This window comes from Calyptranema fuscum S582 (assembly GCF_055793305.1).
On the sequence record NZ_JBSLYH010000017.1, the window covers coordinates 85248 to 105795 of the forward strand.

General features: G+C 45.2%; 15 protein-coding genes. 5 read left to right on the forward strand and 10 right to left on the reverse strand.

From position 1 onward, the window contains the following. Positions 1-2 precede the first annotated feature (2 nt). Positions 3-1316, forward strand: a complete 1314-nt coding sequence (locus ACR6Z4_RS13600; protein WP_479717824.1) for a methyltransferase domain-containing protein — start codon at positions 3-5, stop codon at positions 1314-1316. Between the two features lie 176 nt (positions 1317-1492). Here the strand turns inward: ACR6Z4_RS13600 and ACR6Z4_RS13605 are convergent, their stop codons facing one another. The 3 genes from ACR6Z4_RS13605 to ACR6Z4_RS13615 form a co-directional block, all read right to left on the reverse strand. After that, positions 1493-2578 (reverse strand): sulfotransferase domain-containing protein, encoded by a 1086-nt coding sequence (locus ACR6Z4_RS13605; protein WP_479717825.1) that lies wholly within the window; start codon positions 2576-2578, stop codon positions 1493-1495. Between the two features lie 235 nt (positions 2579-2813). Further along, complete coding sequence (locus ACR6Z4_RS13610) at positions 2814-3860, reverse strand: sulfotransferase domain-containing protein (protein WP_479717826.1); 1047 nt, start codon at positions 3858-3860, stop codon at positions 2814-2816. Positions 3861-3926: 66 nt separating this feature from the next. Next, entirely contained in the window at positions 3927-5003 is a 1077-nt protein-coding gene (locus tag ACR6Z4_RS13615) for a sulfotransferase domain-containing protein (RefSeq protein ID WP_479717827.1), read from the reverse strand. 396 nt (positions 5004-5399) lie between these two features. On the opposite strand from ACR6Z4_RS13615, the gene ACR6Z4_RS13620 reads away from it, so the two are divergent. Then, positions 5400-6461, forward strand: coding sequence for a peptidoglycan-binding domain-containing protein (locus tag ACR6Z4_RS13620; RefSeq protein ID WP_479717828.1), 1062 nt, complete (start codon positions 5400-5402; stop codon positions 6459-6461). A gap of 223 nt (positions 6462-6684) precedes the next feature. Here the strand turns inward: ACR6Z4_RS13620 and ACR6Z4_RS13625 are convergent, their stop codons facing one another. Together ACR6Z4_RS13625 and sigC are read right to left on the reverse strand one after the other, a co-directional pair. Further along, positions 6685-7140 carry a ferric uptake regulation protein gene (locus ACR6Z4_RS13625; RefSeq protein WP_479717829.1) on the reverse strand — a complete coding sequence of 152 codons (456 nt, stop codon included), beginning with the start codon at positions 7138-7140 and terminating at the stop codon, positions 6685-6687. A gap of 552 nt (positions 7141-7692) precedes the next feature. Continuing rightward, complete coding sequence (sigC, locus tag ACR6Z4_RS13630; protein WP_479717830.1) at positions 7693-8949, reverse strand: RNA polymerase sigma factor SigC; 1257 nt, start codon at positions 8947-8949, stop codon at positions 7693-7695. A gap of 764 nt (positions 8950-9713) precedes the next feature. On the opposite strand from sigC, the gene ACR6Z4_RS13635 reads away from it, so the two are divergent. Further along, positions 9714-9935, forward strand: coding sequence for a hypothetical protein (locus tag ACR6Z4_RS13635; RefSeq protein WP_479717831.1), 222 nt, complete (start codon positions 9714-9716; stop codon positions 9933-9935). Here the strand turns inward: ACR6Z4_RS13635 and ACR6Z4_RS13640 are convergent. The 3 genes from ACR6Z4_RS13640 to ACR6Z4_RS13650 form a co-directional block, all read right to left on the reverse strand. Next, complete coding sequence (locus ACR6Z4_RS13640; protein ID WP_479717832.1) at positions 9932-11443, reverse strand: YcjF family protein; 1512 nt, start codon at positions 11441-11443, stop codon at positions 9932-9934. The genes ACR6Z4_RS13635 and ACR6Z4_RS13640 overlap by 4 nt on opposite strands. Before the next feature lie 21 nt (positions 11444-11464). Beyond that, positions 11465-12097, reverse strand: coding sequence for an ExbD/TolR family protein (locus ACR6Z4_RS13645; RefSeq protein ID WP_479717833.1), 633 nt, complete (start codon positions 12095-12097; stop codon positions 11465-11467). Positions 12098-12231: 134 nt separating this feature from the next. Next, positions 12232-12876, reverse strand: coding sequence for a MotA/TolQ/ExbB proton channel family protein (locus ACR6Z4_RS13650; protein WP_479717834.1), 645 nt, complete (start codon positions 12874-12876; stop codon positions 12232-12234). Between the two features lie 1446 nt (positions 12877-14322). On the opposite strand from ACR6Z4_RS13650, the gene ACR6Z4_RS13655 reads away from it, so the two are divergent. Further along, positions 14323-17187, forward strand: coding sequence for a DUF4347 domain-containing protein (locus tag ACR6Z4_RS13655; protein WP_479717835.1), 2865 nt, complete (start codon positions 14323-14325; stop codon positions 17185-17187). 309 nt (positions 17188-17496) lie between these two features. On the opposite strand, the gene msrB is transcribed toward ACR6Z4_RS13655, so the two are convergent. Together msrB and ACR6Z4_RS13665 are read right to left on the reverse strand one after the other, a co-directional pair. Next, entirely contained in the window at positions 17497-17910 is a 414-nt protein-coding gene (msrB, locus tag ACR6Z4_RS13660; protein ID WP_479717836.1) for a peptide-methionine (R)-S-oxide reductase MsrB, read from the reverse strand. A 302-nt stretch (positions 17911-18212) separates the two neighbouring features. After that, the gene (locus ACR6Z4_RS13665; RefSeq protein WP_479717837.1) at positions 18213-18500 is read right to left on the reverse strand and encodes a helix-turn-helix domain-containing protein; all 288 of its coding nucleotides are present in this window, start codon (positions 18498-18500) and stop codon (positions 18213-18215) included. A gap of 579 nt (positions 18501-19079) precedes the next feature. Between ACR6Z4_RS13665 and ACR6Z4_RS13670 the strand changes: the two genes are divergently transcribed. Continuing rightward, complete coding sequence (locus tag ACR6Z4_RS13670; protein WP_479717838.1) at positions 19080-20387, forward strand: acetamidase/formamidase family protein; 1308 nt, start codon at positions 19080-19082, stop codon at positions 20385-20387. Positions 20388-20548: the final 161 nt, after the last annotated feature.

Sequence of the window (20548 nt, forward strand, 5' to 3'; positions counted from 1 at the left end):
ATATGGCACATAGAAATTGTTGGTGTGGCAACGACCAACTTAATCTTTTTTCTGATGAGTATTTACTTTGTAAAAAGTGTGGCACATTAGTTTCACAAGCAGGTTTGGACGCCGAGGAAATCGAAGTTAAAAACGACGACAAAGATTTCTATGGAAAGGAATATTGGCTATCTCATCAAACCGAGAATTATGGCTTTCCTGATATCTATCAACGCTCACGTCAAGATTTACCAGAAAGATGTCTACACTGGTTGCGTACACTATTAACCTATAAACTACCTCCGGCAAGCATTTTAGAACTAGGGAGTGCTCACGGTGGGTTTGTGGCATTAATGCGTTGGGCTGGATTTGATGCAACAGGATTGGAAATGAGTTCTTGGGTAGTGAATTTCGCCCACAAAACTTTTGATATTCCTATGCTGCATGGACCCGTTGAAGAGCAACAATTGGTCGAACAATCACTGGATGCTATCGTCCTTTTTGATGTATTAGAGCATCTCCCTGATCCGGTAGCTACGATGAAATACTGTTCTTCTATCCTGAAGCCAGATGGATTTTTTATTGTTCAAATACCTAACTATGAAGAAGGCAAGAGCTATTCAGAATTAGTTGAGAAAAATGATATTTTTTTAGAACAAATGAAATCGATTGAGCATTTACATTTGTTCAGTCATAGAGCTATACAGCAATTTTTCGAGCTGTTAGGATTTCCTTTTCTAGAATTTAGACAAAATCTATTTCCTTATGACATGTTCTTTGTTGCTAGCCGACAACCTCTAGAGCAACATACTCAAGAGCAAATTTGCGATCGCCTATTGTCAATTCCCTCGGGACGATTGGTACAAGCTTTACTGGATCAGACAGATACTCTAAACCAGTTGCAATCATCCCATCAAGAACTGCAAGCCTTCTATCAAATATCTGAAGCCGACCGAGCATCACGACTAGCGATCATCGAAAAGCAAGGGCAAGATATCGTTAGCTTGCAAAAAGCACTGCATCAAACTCAAACTGTCTTAAACGATTATCAAGTACAGTTAATCCAGTCTGTGAAAGGCTTGCAGGAAACTCATAGCCGACTTCAGCAGACGCTGACAAAACTTAATCAAACCCAGACAAAACTTGAGCGATCGCTCGAACGTAATCAACGTCTTGAAGGCAGGTTAAAGAACGTAAAGAGTAGATTGAATCGCGCACGGGATGCAATTAAATCGCTGAATAGCGGAATTGAAGCCATGCAAAGCAGCAAGTTTTGGAAACTGCGCGAGAGATGGTTTATCCTTAAGCGCAAGTTGGGATTGAACACTGAAGATTAATAATTTAGATGTCTTGCAAAGTTGGTTAACTTTCACTGCTGTTCTCTAAATATTAATGTCTATAAAAAGATATGACTCAAAATCTATTTTTAGGTAGTTGGTTATAAATACATAAAACAATCATTTGCTGATTGTAATATTAAGACAATTACTTTAGCTAAGAAGCGTAAAAAAGCCTATTTTTCAGAGGGAAAGAGTAGCTTCTTTAAGCTAACCCATTGATGGCGAAGTTTCCAAAATTTACTAGATTCCATTGCACCGATTTTCTTTTGCATACCAACTAGCCTTTGTCTGGCTCGTTTTAGTTGTTGGCGCAGACGTTTAATGGTGCGTTGTTCTTTGAGATACTTTGTATTAGTTTTTTCTAAAACTGACTGAGACTTTTCTAATTCGGATCGAGTTTGAGAAAGATTTAACTGAGTTTTTTTCCATCGAGCTTCGGTGTAGCGCAGCTTTAATCGCAACCTTTCAAGTTCTGGTTGAAATTCTCGTTGTTCCAGTTCATTTATGATAGAAGCTGATACATATTCAAGTCTTTCTAATGCTGAACTATGGGCATAAATAAAGCTTTCTATCATTTTCTCACTAAAAAACTCTTGCCAACCACCTACTTTACCTTGACGTACAAAAGGTTTTGAAATGTCGTACGTTGGTGTGATGCGAGCTAAGTCTTTTTCAAGACGTTTCATATTGTCAAATTCAGACGCTTGAACAGCAGCGATTAATTTATCTTTATCGATTGGTAATCCTGCAAACTCTAGAAAGCGTGTGAATTCATGGGCTGTATCTTTCCTCATATCCTCATATTTGATCAACAAAAAGTCTTTTTGAGGACTATCTATCCAGCCATTGACATGTTCGCTCCATGAAGTCATCCAACCATCAACACATCCTGCATTAAAATCAAGAAGAAAGTCTTGAAAACAGGTTTCCGGGCTGATTTGCTTATATTTAAGCATGTGGAAGTAATAGGAAACGGCAACATCACGGCCATCTCTAACGATATACACAACTCGTTGGTAATCAGGTGTATAGGGTCTATGACTTTTAATAATCCTAGGTCTTTCTAAGTTTCGACAATATTCTGGATTCAGATGGATATCTGGAACAATTAAATGACTATTAGCAAAGTCACAACTATTTTCAGTAATGTAATTACCAATGAGAAATCTTAACCAAGTATTACCTGATTTTGGATAGGAGACTAAAATTACATCATCAGCAAAAAAATCAATGTCGGATCTTTTTTTATGACTGTTCATAAGGCTTAAAAACTAACAGCTACTTCAAAATTTTACGTTTTTTAGATGGAGGAGATGCATAAATTATATGCTAACTAAATTCTAAAGGTAGTAAATATAATCTTAGACTCTAGATAATTCTACGCGATCGCTAGCATCATTTTTCATTAGTCGAATAAGGTGTTTGCTACAGTTCATCTAGACCGAAGCCAAGGCAGAGTTTACGGTGAGACGCTGCTACGCTATTACAACTTTTTCATTTTAGCAAAGAGCGATCGCCTAACCATCGCTTTACCTTCAGTCTTTGCTGCTGTAACCATCCAGTCGTATCAGGAGGTTCAACTGTCAAGTTTTTTAGCGTTTGTTGGGTTCGTTCTAAGTCCCGATAAGCTTTTTGAAGATTAAGCTGAACTTTTTTAATCTTTTGTCTACCTTGCTGGGCTCGAAATTGCGCGTTTTCTAGCTTGATTTCGGTTTCATTTAGCTTTTGTAGCAAGAGGTTTCTTATCTGCTCCAAATCCGTTTGATAACTTGCTCTGTCAGGTTCGGTCGAATACGAGGTAGAAATATAGCCTAGACGATTTAGAGCTGAGCCATGAGCGTTAATGAATCTCTGTTCTAATTCATCGCTAAAATAACTTTGCCAAGCACCCACCTTACCCTGACGCACAAATGGAATGGATGAGGTATTTCCGTCTGCCGCAGGGGCGATCGCTGCTTCAAGCTTTTGCATGGATTCGAACGTAGAGGCAGCGATCGCACTGGCAACTTTGGTTTGATCAACGGGCAATCCAGAGAATTCAAGAAATCGATTAAATTGCTGTGCTGTATCGAGTTTCATATCCTCATATTTGATCAACAAGAAATCGTTGCTACACTGATCAAGCCATGAATTGACATGATCACTCCACGCTGTAAATTTATCGACTAACCCAGCATTAAAAGTGATGAGAAAATCTGAGAAAGATGTATCTGGGCTAATTTTTCCGTACTTGAGTTTATGAAAGTAGTAAGAAACAGCCACATCTCGTCCATCTCTGACAATATAAACGACCCGTTGATATTGAGATGTGTAAGGTCTATGGCTTTTGATAATTCTGGGACGTTTGATTTGATAACAATGTTCTGGATTGAGGTGAATGTCCGGAACAATTAAATGACTATTAGCAAAATTACATTGATTATTCGTTAGATAATTTCCTATTAAAAATCTAAACCACGTATTGCCTGATTTCGGGTAAGAAACCAGGAAAATGTCGTCTGGAAAAACATCAATGTCTGATCGTTTTTTACGATGTTCCATACCTTTGTCGTCGAACCTATTTTACGTACTCAACCCTAGATGTAGAAAATTAAAATCTAAAAATTTCTAGGTGAGCTTACTTTTCAATTGGTGCCACTGATCTCTTAGCCACCCAATCTTTCCAGATTTCAGAGCTTTAATCGTTATCTTTGCCTGTTTAAGCTGCTGGTCTTTTTGGTGCAATTGTTTTTGAGTGATACGGAGTCGTTTCTGAAGTTTTTGCAATCGTTGTCTCAGTTTTCTAATCTTCTGATTACCTTGCCGAAATTTGCGCCCAATAAACCTCATTCGAGTCATCGTTTTGTGCAATTTGGCGATCGCTTGATTCAGCTCAATTTGCTCAGTTGTTAAAGTTCTAGAAGAATCTGGCAAAGTAGAACGAAATTGTCCAATATCATCTGGGCTATTCCTTAGTTGAATCTGTTGCAACTGCAAATGGGCTTGCTGTAATTGCACCTGAGCTTGAACCAACTGTTTTTTTAATACCTCAACTTTACTAGCGCGATAACCCAACACATAGGGAATATTCCCCATGTCTTCTTCAAATTTTTTCTCTATTTCTTCATCAAAATAATTAACCCAATCCCCTGCAATTCCTTTGCGGAAGGTAGAAAACTTATCTTCCACTCCTGAACGTCGATTATCACTTAAATTTTCGAAACTATACTCGACCAGGAGTTGTTTCAGAGCATCATCTTCTATAGCAATCTCGCAATGTTGAAATAATGCTCGGAAGACATTAAAACCGTCATCTCCAATTAGATCTTCAAATCGAACTACTGTAGTTTTTGGATCTTTTTCTGACGCATTAATCCAGGTTTCTAAAGGTTTAAAATAGCCCCCAGAACTCAAAATATCAATAGATAATAATAACCCTTCTTGAGTAGAGAGCTGACTCAGTGTATCTCTGAGTTTAGACATCCGTTCTGAAGGAGGGTGAGAATATCGAGTTGAGAAATACCAAGAAACAATTAAGTCTCTTGGGTCGCGCATAACAAAAAATGCTCGATAATTGTCATTTTTAGGAATGGTACAAAAAGTTTCGAAATCAATGTAGAGAGGAGTGATGATTGTATCGTTTGGGAAAGGCTCTACAAAGGTTTTCTGATGTGTCGATTTTGGATTATCTTCCAATGCAGCCAAACTTTTGTACCAATGAGCGGTTAAACCCGAAGCCTCTAGAACTCTTTTGTCTGATAAGATGCGCCGAATCCACTGACTGGCAGACTTCTGGACGCAGCAATGAAAAATGTTCATCTTCCCTTTAGGTTTAACGTTGCCTCAACTGATTCTATACTGTGTCGGTTCATCGGCTAATGATCGGGGATTGAATGAAATCCAATTCATTTGAGAGAGCGACAGCAGAGCTGTCGCTCTCTCAACATTGCTTTCTCCAAACGAGTTACAGGGTTATTGATCTGTAATTCTGGCTGTCAAGCTGGATTTAGGTCATTTCATGCCTAAACTGGAGAAAATGACATAGAATTACAGCCTAAAGAGTGAAATCTTGGTATCACACAGAAGAGTTGTGTTAATGCTATGCAGTTTCTCAACAATTCCCGATTTACAGGAATTTATCAACGTTTTTACCTTGACCCATCGGTTGAGGGGCGATCGCAACCTTGTTCTCCGTTGATTCTGGCTGCTACGGCTATAGATCTGATGCGGAATGGCGATCGCTCCCTAGTCAAGTACGCAGGATTGTTGCTTGTCAGCCTGGGGATGTGGGGAACTGGTGCTGTAGCCCAGGCAGCGTCTGAGTCTACTCGTCTGGCAAATACAGAGGCAGCAACGCAATTAGCTGTTCCTGGCAACTCTTCGTCAATCGCGCCCCAAGGTTTTTCACAACCGATTTTAATCAGTCAATCGTCCGATGGTCTCTTAAGGTTCGGCGATTTTGGATCAGAAGTCGAGGTGATTCAGCAACAGTTATCTGACCTGGGATACTATGACGGCGTCATCGATGGAGACTTTGGCTCGGGTACGGAAAATGCAGTGATCACGTTTCAACAAGATTATGGATTATCTGCGGATGGTGTCGTTGGCTACGAAACCCGCGCCGCCCTGGAAAATGCAAGCAGTGGCAGTGACAACTCAGGCTCTGATAATTCTTCAGGAAATTCTGATGATGATGGGGTGCTGCAATTGGGAGATACGGGACCTGCGGTGACAGAGTTACAACGTCGTCTTAGACAGGTAGATGCTTACGATGGCGATATCTCCGGTAGTTTCGGTTCTCGTACAGAAGAGGCTGTTCGACTTTTCCAGCAAAGAGAAGGGCTAACCGTCGATGGCATTGTCGGTCCCGTTACCGACGCCGCTTTAACAGAGGCGATTCGACAACAATCAACATCAGGCAACCCTCCAAACGACGGATCGTCCCAGCCGGGTTCTCCCCCATCTAACCCCTCGAATAACTCGGCAGGCACGGGCAGTAGCCGATATAGTGTTGTTGATCTGCAACGACGTTTGTCTCGTCGAGGATTTTACCAAGGTTCATTAGATGGCATCCTGGGAACAGAAACCCGAGATTCGATCACCGAAGCGCAAGATGCGTATGGCGTAACTGAAGGTGATGTGCTTGCCCCCGCAGGTTTTTAGGGCAGAATTTGAAATTATTTGAATGACTTAGAGCATATCCGAAGCGTTGATATAGCAGCCGAAGGGCTGGTTAGAACCCCCGCACCCCGTCCTGATCAACCATTCAATTGCTATAGAACAAAACCCAATTCTATTGGAGAGGGCGACGGCAGAGCCGTCGCCCTCTCCAATAAAGAATAACAGGGTGATTAATCTGTGAGCCTGCCTACCGATTGCTGGAGTTTTAGATAGGCAGTAATGCCCGTTGGCAGGCTGGGCAAACCGCATGAATGGTTAATTGACAGTCAAGCAAATGATATCCTTCCTTTTTGGCAGTTTTAGTGCCCATCCGTAGGATCGAGTCATTTTTGAACTCAACGGTCTTATTGCACCGCACGCAAATCAAATGGTGATGATGGTAGGGAGATGGCTGATTTAACTCATAGTGTTTATGCCCTTCAGCGAGTTCAAGCTCCCTTAAGATACCCATACGAGCCATTAGCTTGAGGGTTCGGTAGATGGTCGATAAACTAATCCCCTCACCATCTTCTTCAAGTAGGTTATAGAGATCTTCAGCGCTGAGGTGATTTCCTTTAGGAAGGTTTTGGAAGATGCGGAGGATCGTTTCCCTTTGCGGAGTTAGACGCCATCCTCTTTCATTGAGTTCAGCCTTGAGTGAGGTGGATGTGTAAGCTGTCATAATACCTTCCTCTCAATAGAGCTGTCTTATTGAGAAGGATACACAATCTAGCGACTCACTTGCAAGAAAAAAGGCTTATTGAGAATATTATTTAATAAGTTCGTTGCTGTTTTAATCTTAAAACCCTTGATAAATATAGGGTTTTCATAATCTGGTGTCATTCTGTCCAACAACTTCGTGTGTTAACTGCGTCGGGACGTGTGACCCGCGATCGCCTGTTATGGACGCAACCCATTTCATCAGGCATCGTGCTGAAATCGCGCCGTTCTGCTATGGGAATAAAATTTAAGGGTTAATTTTTGTACATTCTCTACAAAAATTAACCCTTAGGATCTTTACAAAATTAAACCCCACAACTGTTTTGGGAGAGTGCGGCTCCGCCGCACTCTCCCAAAACAGTTATTCAAGTTATTTTTATGAGGATCCTTAGGTTCGTAGATTTCATGAAATCTAATACTTGTTGAGCGCGCGACGGCAGAGCTATCACGTTCTCAAGCAAAATTACACGTTCATTAATCTGTAATCCTTAACATCACCTGAGATTAGCGATCTTTAAGTTAACGATTCCAGGTAATCTCTCACCCGGTTCCGTCGCTTGGGTTGGCGCAATTTTTGTAGCGCTTTTGCCTCAATTTGACGAACGCGTTCCCGCGAAAGATCTAAGGCTCGCCCAATTTCTGCCAATGAGTAAGGCTGACCGTCTCCTAAGCCAAACCGCATCCGAATTACGTCCTGTTCACGAGTAGTGAGATCGGTGAGTAATTGTTGCAGATCACGGTGGAGCGCTTCTCGCATCAGTGCTTCTTCTGGGGATACGCCTTCTTCAGGAAGTAAATCGCCCAATTCTGTATCTCGTTCTTTGCCCACTTTGGTTTCGAGGGAAACGGAACGAGGCACTCTCAACAGCACTTCGCGCACTTGCGGTGCGGTCATGTCTAATTCCAGGGCAATATCTTCAATCGATGCCGTCCGGCCTTTCTCTTGAGAGATTTTGCGCTGAGCTTTTTTGATTTTGTTTAATTTCTCGGTAATGTGGACGGGTAGGCGGATGGTTCGGCTTTGAGTGGCGATCGCCCGCGTAATCCCTTGACGAATCCACCAGTAAGCATAGGTACTAAACCGATAGCCTTTGGTGGGGTCAAATTTCTCCACGGCACGCTCCAGACCGAGCGTTCCTTCCTGAATCAGATCTAGAAGTTCTAACCCGCGATTTTGGTATTTTTTGGCGACCGACACCACCAACCGCAGGTTTGCTTTGATCATGTGATCTTTAGCAGAAACCCCTTCTGTTTTAATCCGATCCAGTTCTTCTACAGATAGCTTGGCAAGTTCCGCCCAGCGGATTTTGCCTTCTGCAAGAATTGGTTTTAGCTGAGTAACATCCACCCCTGCTTCTGTTGCCCAACGTTCTAAGGAAGGACGATGTCCTAGAATGGAGGCTAAGCGATCGCAGGCTTCGAGGAGTTGGACATATCGGTTGAGAGCCTCATCCTCTTGAGCAGCCTCGCGGCATAGTTCCAATAGGCGCATGTAGCGCTGGACACACTGTGCTTCTGAAACTTCTTCATCTCGCCCTAATAGCCGAACTCGACCAATCTCTTGAAGGTAAAGTCTCACCAGGTCGGTTGTCCGACGACCTACCCCTTTAGAAACGGCAGCGTTGGCGTATTCTGCTTCAAGGCTGACTAAGTCACTTTCAAGAGCTTCAGCATCTAATCCAGAACTATCAGTCTCAAGTGCTCCAGATTCAAAGCTGAAGTCAGTTGGTTCATCGTATGCAGAGTCAGCGTAAGAAAATTGTGCTGGCATAGTGATCGTCTCAATTGCTCCAGATACAAGGGGGCATTTACTACTGCTTACCGTTAGTGTTCCCGCTATTCAGGACTAAGTAATCAGGACTGCGCCAAAATGTTGAAGTTCCGCGAATCAAACTTCTCTTTGAAATGCGTTGGCTTACCTAATTAAGCTTCAAGCGGGTAACTATGAATTACGTATTTTTGAGGACGCACGTAATTAATTTGAGCGATGCACACCTAAGTAGACCTACAGAAAGCAGACAGACCTCGATCTGCTTATGACGTTATATATCAGGTATCTGTGATAGATCGCTGATTGGAAAGTGAAAAAGCAAGACAGGATGGGTTTTGAATCTTGCTGATGCAGGTACCTACATTACTTGTACAGCGAATTCCAGATTTGTTTCTTTAACCATTTGTAGTCGCGTATCAAGTTGAGATGAAGTTTCAAGCGGAATTTTTATGTACAAATACTCACTCAACCCGATTGGAATTTTGCAAAGGTTCGCATTGAGGGGCGTAGACTCAGCCCACGCCGCTCAATCCCAAGACCAGAGGCTAGCGATATCAGTTCACTCCACAACAAAACCCACTTTTAGGTCTTTTAGTAAGTGATTTGTGTCACTCTTTTTAAGAGATTTGGTCACGTTTTTTAACTAGTTCTATCACTCATGTTTACGGGACAAAATCACAAGAGTTCGCTCGTTTCAATCACCGCAAATACTATGAAAATCTCCGATATTTAATACAGTATCGAGTTCCTGAATTGTCACTGTCATGATCCAACCTATTAGTTTATTGCCAGGTGCGATCGCCGAATTATTTGCTCAAGTGAGCAACTCTGGGGTTGTTACATTAGCAGATCGGTATGGATTGATGGCAGCTATGTTTGATGACATGCTGTCGGACGAAGAACGCTATGCCATCGATCGCTTGCTGCGGGCAGCGTGTCGGGGGCATTTACGAGCGGTCGATGAGCTTTCAGCCCTACTGGGTTAATGATTATCCTGGGTTAGCGGCTGAACAACACGCGCGATCGCTTCCTGAACAAAGGTTTTGATAAATTCATCGCGACGGTTGAGTTGAAATTGGGATTGCACCACGTCGGTCATGCCACCGTCACCCCAGTCCTGGTCGCGGCGGAAGTATTCGATAAAGCTTCGCCCCGCAATGCGGGTTAAATAGGCAGCGGTCACTCCCTGGATGGCTTTACCGATCAAAAAAGTGCTGACATTGGTTTGTAGGGTAATCGAGAGCACCTCAATGGCACCTCGAACCACACCTAAACTCACCAGGGTTTTTGCTAGAGAAAACGCTAATTCTTTACCCCGGTCTAAATTCATTTCGCAACCATAAACTTGCCCGAGTTCTACAACCATCTGAGCGTTGACAGCCGCCGTTGCCAGCAAGTCTACACCAGGCAATGGGGTGAGAGAAACGACCCCCGCCCCGATCCACTGGAACCGATCGACAATTTTTTCTGCCTGCTGTCGTCGTTGTTCGTCGAGCAATTGGCGAGCTTCTTCGCCCAGTCGTTGGGATTGCAGCAGGATATTATCGGCAATCAAGTCTTCTCCCTCCGATCGGAGAACCGTTGCCATCCGCCGCAGTAATGGCAGAATCTCTGGTTCAGGTTGAAGGCGATCGCCATTTTCTAAGGTCAACGCCTGGGGATGAGCCGCGATCGCCACGACATCTTCTGCGGCAATGAAAGACTGCACTCGTTGTTGCAAACGGGTTAGGATGGCGTATTGGTCAGCGTCCGTGTACAGGTCAATCTTGTTGAATACGAGCAGCGATCGCTTGCCAATTGCCGATAATACTCTCAACGGATCATATTCAGATTTGCGCAAATCGCCATCCACAACAAAGAGTAACAAGCTTGCATTAGTAGCTAACTCTCGTGCCAGTTGCTCTCGTTCCGTGCCAATCACCCCCGCTTCCAAAATTCCGGGCGTGTCTGTTATCCAAATTTCGCGTGCCAATCCTTGCAGGCGTAGCCGGTAGGTTTCTCCCACCGTTGTTGTCCCCATTGGGGCACCCACCTGCCCGACGACCCGCCCTGCGATCGCATTGACCAACGAGGTTTTGCCAGCGGAGCCGGTGCCAAAAATCACGACCTGCAACGCCCCCCGAGACAAATTTTCTTCGATTTCACGCGATCGCCTGAGTAAGGCCTGCTGAGCTACTTCATCTTGGATTTGCTCCAATTGTTGTCGAACAGCTTGAAGAGTTTGCTCGGCAACGTCTGCTTTCTGCTCTGGAAGCGTAATGGGAGGGCGATTGTTACGTGCTTTTGGACGCAAAAATAAAACAGCGTAATAAACCAGCGCTGCCATCAAGACGCCTAAGAGTCCCAATATCATCCACAGAACGATGCCACTCAAGACCGGAGAAATCAGAGATAGAGAAGCATACAGACGCAACAACGCATCTACCAACCACAGCACCATGCCCAACGTCAGGACAGATGCCGCAATGATGGTTAACAAGCGCGACCGGGACATGGGATGTCGTCTCAATTCAGGTCAAAACTTAGGAGAAGGATTTTGGGAGGGTGAAGCCGGTGTTGACCCACTATTCGGTTGGCTGGGCACGGAGTCAATGCCTGGAAAAAGAGGTTGGTTAGGGTCAAAGGGATCTGAGCCGGGCGCGGCGGGGTTAGGAAATGGATTCGCCGGGTCGATGAGATAGGGATCAGATTGCCCGTTTAAACCAGGCACCTGACTGGGGGGTATCAGATTGGTTTCGCCCGTGTCAGATGATTCGGTTGCCAACGCAACGCGATCGCCGCCAACCAATTTCAGAACATCTAAGACCTGGATAACCTGGCTGTAGCTGGCAAACGGAGACGCACGCAGCACCAAAAGCCCTTGGGGTGTGGTTTGGTGATAATCTGCCAATTTTTGGTAGAGATCCGCCTGATTGACCGGGTCTTGCTCAAAATAAAGTTGCCCATACTGGTCAATGGTCACAACTTTCATTTCCCGCATCTGGGGGGTACCCGTAGCCGCTTTTGGCAAATCGATGTTGATAGCAGTCTGTCGGGTGAGGGTTACTGCTGCCAGAATAAAAAATGTCAGAATACAAAAAATAACATCAATCAGAGGAATTAGCTCAACCCGAATATCAGGTTCTGATGACTCCAAATTAATTTTCATAGGAGAATTAGGTGCCGCCGTAACAACAGTTTCAATCCATTAATAAACGTCTATATTTGATTTTTTTTGAAACGCTCCCGAAGGGAGCGTTTCAAAAAAATTAGCCCCATTTCTGAAAGACCATCGCAATCTATTTAAATCTCAGTCTTGGTTAAGGGGATGGCGCGATCTTTGCGATAGAGCAGCTCTAGCTCGTTGCCTGATTGCCGAAACACTTTTGCCTGTCCAGAGACAAATCCTTGGAAGGTGCGATAAAACGCCAGACTGACGATCGCTACGATTAAACCCGTGGCTGTGCTAATGAGTGCTTCTGAAATCCCTAATGTGACACCTGCCGTAGAGTCCGTGCCTAAATCTGCTAATCGGATAGAGCTGAGGGAATTGATCAGACCGAGCACTGTGCCCAGCAATCCTAATAGTGGAGCAAGGGCGATCGCAGTTTCTAAAATTTTGTCGCCCCGCCGCATCGTCGCCAATTCTTCATCGGCAGCATTTTCTAACGCCAACTGAAAAATTTCTGGTTCGGGGTTTTCTAGCTCCAGTGCCGCGTAGAGAAACCGACCAATGGGTTGACTGTTCGATCGCTTGGCAATTTCTGTCGCGGCTGACCAATCGCGCCGTGCAGATTCCAACACGCGCCCTGCAATTTCCCGTTCTCGCGTTAAGATTTTAGACCAAAACCAGATCCGCTCAATAATAGTGCTGAGTGACAGGATTGAGAGTAGCAACAGGGGATACATGGCAATGCCCCCCTTTTCAAATATTTCGCCGATATTCACAGTGTTGTTTTACCTCCAATTATCCTTATTATCCTCACGCCTGAACCCCTAGGATTTGCTAAATGATTCTTCAGTTGCTGCCCATCATCAGTAAATAGAGCATCTCAATTCTAGAGACATCCTTGCTCAACATAACAAGAAAATTGAGATTTCAAATTTTGCCTTTAGCTATCCCCCGTCACAACTCAGGGAAGCAGGGCTTAGGATCACAAATTAATTAAAACCCGGACGTTTATTTTTGGAAGCGCGGCGGAGCCGTGCTTCCAAAAATAAACGTCCGGGTTTTATTAAATCCACGATCCTTAGAAGCGATGTTTTTTCTTGCCCGAAGGGCAAGAAAAAACATCGCTCTGACTCAGCGTTCTGGAAGATTGTTTAAAAAAATGGCTACAGACGATTAGAGGGCGATCGCCCGTTTCAACCCCTCAACCCAAACGAGTGAGTCAATAAAAAACAGGCACTATTTAGCCTCTTAGAGATAAAATGACTGTAATTTTGCTGAAAAGATTCATGCTTCCATGAAGAATTGACGAAAATACATCAGGGGTTGCTTTTAAGTAGTTGTACGGTTTAATCTCCTATGATTCCATGGGCATTAGGTTGGAATAGTGGCTCTAAAATCTGAGAAACTACTGACCATAGCTATCTCAACTCTTATTAAAAAGCGTGTGTCTTACGTCAGTTTGGTGTGTTCTATAGGTCCTGACTACTCCGTAAACATACGCGATCGATGGTTGTGCGATCGCTTTTGCTCCTCGAAGTACAGCGTAGCTAATCAGTAGCTATGCTCAATTTCGTGCAAATGTTTCAGGGCAAGCAAATTTTCAGGGCAACGTGCATCTACAGAATATTTCGGCAAGAGCAAATTCAACATTGGGGAAATGTACAAGGTATTAGAGATTGCACTACACAGCCATCCTAAATCTTTGATGAGTACTACTTCCTAAACGACGTAGCATTCACAGATACAGCGGTGTGCAAGTTCGTTAAGTACAGAAACGGTGTTGTGGGGCGCTCCGCGCCCCACAACATGAATCAACCCACACAGCGCTATAAAACATCTCAAACCCCTAAAACAAGGCAATCGTAGGCGATTTCATATCCTCCGCTCTAGTGGTTTGATGGTCGTTGTCAGATATCGCTTGTCAGTCACTATCTAACGCAAACGGTATCAACCCTGAGGATCGTGGATTAGTAAACCCCAATTTTTTGAGACCGTGACGGCTCCGCTGTCGCGTGTTCAAACAGAATGACAGGTTAATGAATTTGTGATCCTCATAGCAGCCGCAGGTCTAGTTAGGACAGAGGCGCGGAGGCTGTGCCCCCGGACAGAGGTTCCACCCCTGCACCCCATCCTTATGAACCATTCAATTGCTATAGCTAGTCCTTGCCGAATACTACGCCGTTTTTTTTTGATGCATCTAACATTTCCAAGAGGTTTTCTGAATGAAGTCTTCCAGTCAATCTACGGTGGCATCTACACCTATTTCTAGACTCGTTTTTATTGATTCATCGGTTGCAGATTACCAAACTTTAGTAAGAGGTGCCTTACCAGCAACCAACGTGATTGTCCTGGGTGCAGAGCAAGATGGCGTTGCTTGCATTACAGAAGTACTGGCAACTTATGACCATGTTTCCAGTCTCCATATCATTTCTCATGGTGAGGCAGGAAAAGTCCAAATTGGTTCATCTCAACTCAGCCTCAATACGTTGGGGCAATACACAGAGCACCTGCAACGTTGGTCAGAAGCCCTGACTGATGATGCCAATATCTTGTTGTACGGTTGCAATGTTGCCGCCGGTGAAACCGGACAGCTCTTAATTCAACAGCTCAAAGAGTTAACGGGCGCGGAAATTGCGGCTTCTAATGACCTTACCGGCAGCGCTACACTCGGTGGGGACTGGGATTTAGAAGTTAGAACCAGCTCTGTTAAGCCAGAACTGGCTTTTAGCCGAGATGCACTGTTAGCCTTCAATTCTGTCCTGGTCTTGGTGCTAGCAGAAGACTTTCGCGGCAGCGATGTTACTAGCGGACCTTGGATTTATGGAATTGGTCAATCTAGTACGACTCCTCCTGCCCAACCTTTCTTAACGGCTAGACCTGGAACCACTGCATCGTCGGGGGGGATCCCAGGAGGAGGCACTCCTCTGGATGCCGATGGGCAAGGGGCATTACGGCTTACCAGCAATGATTTTAACCAGGCTGCATTTGTTATTTACGACATCCCGATCAAGTCTAATGCAGGGCTATCGATTACCTTTCAGTTTTTTGCCTACGATGGGGTTTCAAATACCTCAGGTGACGGGGCAGATGGTACGAGTTTCTTCCTGATTAATGGGACTAACTCGCCGAACCTGGGAGGCGCTTTTGGGGGTTCCTTAGGCTATTCCCAACGAACCGGAATTGCAGGGGTAGAAGGGGGCTATGTTGGGGTTGGGTTTGATGAGTTTGGCAACTTCTCCGCCGCGACCGAGGGAAGAGTGGGGGGGGTGGCAAATCCTATTCCAGACTCCATTGCCATTCGGGGGAGTGAAGCAACTCAGTACCAGTTTCTAGGTGGTACTGCAACGATTCCCCAAGGCATTGATTTTCCCAACGTTACCAATCGAGAGAATGCCTTACGTTTCACGAGAATTCAAATTACACCGGCAGGGCTATTGTCGGTTGATTTGGATCTCAACGGAGACGGCGACTTTCTTGATGCTGGGGAGGCTGTTGTTCCGGCCTTTAACATTGCTACCAATAACGGAACAGTTCCGGCAACCTTTAAATTTGGGTTTGCGGCATCTACCGGAACCTATACCAACATCCACGAAATTCGCAACCTGCAAATTGACACTCTGGTTGAGCCGATCAATAACCTTCGACCCACCGTTACCAATGCAGCAAAAACGCTAGACCCCAATACAACGGTTAGGCTAACCGGACTTTCTGGCACGGATCCAGATGGTGAAATTCTTTACTACACCATCTTGACGCTTCCTCCCGCTAATCAAGGGACTCTTTTTTTGGATGATCCATCCCTGGGTGGGGTTGCTGTAACAGTCGGGCAAAATATCCCGATTAATCGCATTGATGACCTATATTTTCAATCCAGCAATGGATTTGCAGGTACAACATTTACCTATAATGCCACCGATAACTCAGGGGTTAAACCTCTGACCGCAGGTATCGTTACGCTTGCCGTAACGGGCACCGATATCTGTCTGCCTGGAATTACGTTGGTGGGGAATGGCAAAGCCAATACCTTGCGCGGCACAAAAGACAGTGACACCTTAAAAGGTTTGGCTGGAAATGATAGCCTGTTTGGCTTGGGCTGTGATGATTATATTGATGGTGCTACCGGCACCGATCGCATTTTTGGTGGGGCTGGTGAAGACCGACTTTTAGGTCGTCCGGGCAGTGATTATCTTGACGGTGGTATCGGCGAAGACTTCATCAGTGGTGGACGCGGGAGCGACACGATCAAGGGCGGCAAAAACAGTGATCTGCTCCGGGGCAATGAAGGTGCCGATGATATCTCAGGTGGACCCGGAAACGACTCTATCAACGGGTTTATTGGCAATGACCTGCTCAAAGGGCAAGGCAGCAATGATACTCTCTTTGGCGCAGAAGGCGATGATCAATTGTTGGGTGCCTTTGGTCAAGATACTGTCAACGGTGGAGAAGGCGACGACATTCTCAGTGGTGGTGGCGGTGATGACTTAGTTGTTGGCGGCTCTGGTAACGACAAACTGGTCGGCAATCGTGGCAATGATATTCTCAGAGGATTTCTAGATGACGACAGCATGTTTGGTGGCGCAGGAAATGACTCTATGAACGGCTATGAAGGCAATGACTTAATGAGAGGTGGAAATAGCAATGATGAAATGTTTGGAGCGTTAGGTGATGATGCCTTGTTTGGTGAAAACGGTGATGACGTCGTTCATGGTTATTGGGGCGATGACATGCTAGATGGTGGTAACGGAGATGATGTCATTATTGGAAGTCTTGGCTCTGATATTTTGACTGGCGGAGCAGGTAACGATCGCTTTACCTTTTACAATATTCGAGATCGAGGAGATACGATCAAAGACTTTACTTCAGGCGATCGCATTGACCTAAGTCCACTATTTGATAATCCTGTTGATAACCCTGGATTTAGTGATCCAAATCGTTTTAGTCGGTATTTGAAGATTGAAGCTTCCAGCACGGGGACATTAGTCCGAATTGATGTTGATGGCGATGGCATCGGGACAACTTTTGCTCCTCTTGTGACCCTAGAGAACGTTGCGGTGGGCAGCATTAGTGCTAGCGACTTCATTGTCTAGCAGACCTTGTTTTATCAGTGACGCAGCTCCGCTGCGTCACTGATAAAACCAACTACCCGTCATAGTTCTGAGCGCGTAGCGTTATATCGATAGAGAGTACTCATCGCACTTTTCGCCTGGATAGATTACGAATGTTGAGAGAGAGCCGCGCGGAGCGCGGCTCTCTCTCAACACCCTGTACCTTATGCAACTGAAAATTGCTACAAGAGTAGGCGATCGCAATCATCACCAGATGATGTGTTGAATCAACGGGTCGTTCTCACAAGAATGCCCCATTCATTTGCGACCGAACTTCTACGCTTATCACCTCTACTCTTGTTCGGGCACAAATTGTAAGGAGACACCATTCATGCAATAACGCTGACCAGTCGGAGCCGGACCATCATTAAACACATGCCCTAAATGCCCACCGCAACGACGACAATGCACTTCCGTGCGCGTCATAAATAGCGCTCGATCCACGGACGTTTCGATCGCTTCTGTCAGCGGTGCATAAAAACTGGGCCAGCCCGTGCCGCTATTAAATTTAGTATCCGATGAAAATAGCGGTAACCCACACCCCGCGCATTCATAGACGCCCTTGTCATAGACTTTGTCTAGAGGGCTTGTCCCTGCTCGTTCGGTGCCGTGTTTACGCAGAACCTGAAATTGCTCTGGGGTCAAAGTTTCACGCCATTCTTGTTCTGTTTTTGTAATTTCAAAGCTGCTCTTTGAAGAGGTCATACCGTTCGAACTCCAGAGTAAATCTTGTAATTAGAAACCGTGCTTTAGGAATATGGTTTACCCTGCACAGTCCTATCACTAGCGTATCGGCTATTGCCCTCAGTGTGCTGAGAGATGACTGAGGAGTGACTGAGGACTCGCTGGGATGGGTTGAGAATAGGCGTGTTGCACTTTCAAACCAGTCCCATGCAAACATCTCGCGATCGCATTTGGGGATGTTACTAGCTTTGGAGATGAATTTGAATGGGAACCCTTCGGGTTCCCATTCAAATTCATCCTGGATGCAGCACTGCTCGTCTGGGCTATAACCGCTGCCGTCGAGCATAGCGCTGCATCGCTGCCCGAAAGTTATATTTACTCACGGGTTCGCCCAACGTTTGTGAAAGCGATCGCCAAATTTGATTACCGACGTGTTTAATGTATTCGTGAGCGTACCCCATCTTGTCTGCAATTTCGGGATAGGTTAACCCATCCCAGGCATAACAAAGAATCAGCTTTTGCAGAGCAGTGAGCTGTTCTTGTTTCGGGATTTTATCTAGAAGCTCTAGTGCTTCTTCTGCTTTCATTGACAGGTGAACTAAACTAGACATCTATCTATACAGCATCTTTTCTAAGCTTGATACAAACGAGATCACTAACTTAACAATTGCGATTAGCAAGATTCTCGATGTGGTCAGCGATACGGTCAAAGCTGGTCAGTGATGCCCCTTGCAAAATTAAATCTGCTTCACTGGGTTATAGGGCAGATGAGTATTGAAAGCGATCGCAGTTGCTCATTGAATCACAGTATGAAAACGCTTTATTGTCGGATTAATAGAGCGATCGCACCTCGTTCTTAAGAATGACATAACGCTATCCGTTGAAGTATCTAGTGTTGCAAACACGAAATTTTGCAACATGGGGGTTTGGGGGCTACGCCCCCAAGAGGAGGTTTTACCCCCTCCACCCCCTCTAAAACTTTTAAGTTGGTGCACTAGATAGGTGATGTGTTGAAACGCGGCGCGCCGCGTTTCAACACATCACCCTGCTTGTTGCGTAACGCTACACCAAGGTGAAGGAATGTACCAAATTGCACCGAATGATAGCTTCTGTAATGTGAAACACAATTTCGCAGCGACCATTTCCTTATAAACCTATGAACATCTATTCCTATTTATCGGCTAGAGTTTATGTCAGAGCATCACCACGAGCATTCTCACCCTGCCGCACATTGTCCGCACTGTGGCGCAAACCCGCCCACTCCAACCACCTCAGACATTGACGAAATCACAGAAGATCCAGCCCATCATCCGTCTCAGTTTTTGTCTAAACAATCCCGACGAGCATTTCTAGCTTCACTGGGAGCAGCAGCAGCAGTTGGCACTAATATGGTGGGCTTTTTGCGGGATCCACAAGACGCAAAAGCCCAGACCTTGAAAGCGGCAGATGAAATCCGTGATGCCAGCAATATTCATGTCCTCAAAGCCACACCAGAGAATTGCTTTTGGGGATTTTTTGATAAAGAACTACCCCCTGTATTAACCATCGATTCCGGTGACATTGTCTATGTAGAAGCTTTAACTCACCATGCTGGAGATGCTCCTGACCTGTTGATGGATGATGGGGTTAGAGCTGTGTATGAAACCATCACCGATCGCGGTCCTGGCGTGCATATTATGACGGGTCCGATCGCCGTGCGTGGGGCTGAAGTTGGCGATACGCTCATGGTGCGAGTGTTGAAAACAGAACCCCGGCTGCGCTATGGCAGTAACATTGCGGCAAATTGGGGCTATCTCTACGATAGTTTCAAAAAAGAGCGGATTACGATCTATCAAATTGATGCCGAAGCCAACCTGGCACAACCTGTGTTTGCTTATGACTTCAAAGGCAGACCGATTTACGACACACCAGGCTTGATTACCGCACCCGATGCCAGTGCCAGAGAAGTAATTCAAACACGGGTGGCAATTCCTCTACGACCTCACTTTGGGGTGATGGGTGTGGCTCCGCAAGAGAGCGGACGGATTAATAGCATTCCGCCGGGTCCCTTTGGCGGCAATATTGACAACTGGCGTAATGGTGCCGGAGCGACGATGTATTATCCGGTGTTCAATCCGGGTGCCAATTTCTATGTGGGCGATACCCATATGGCGCAGGGAGATGCTGAGCTATCGGGAACGGCGATCGAAGCTTCTATGAATGCCTATCTCCAGATCTTTGTGATCAAAGATTTCCCAATTACCAATCCGATCATGGAAACCGCAACGCATTGGATTACCCATGGGTTTAATGAAGATCTGAACAAAGCGATGCGCCAATCGGCTGAGCAAATGCTGACATTCTTGCAAAGTAAACGGAGCATGAGTGCTGATGAAGCCTACTCTTTAATTTCAGTCGCAGTCGATTTTAGTGTGACGCAGGTGGTTGATATTCGTCAGGGTTGCCATGCCGCTTTGCCTAAGAGCGTCTTTTTGCCTGCGCCCTATACTGCTTCATAGGACAGAGCAGATTTAGTTTTTGATTAGCCTGAGAGACTTATCCCGTTCACATTCGTGTCTGGATTCAGCAATACCCTAAATTAGGGTATAGGTTTGTTGTGAGAGGGATCGCATCACCGCGACCCCAACAACAACCCTGTATTTTGGGGTAAACAGTCATC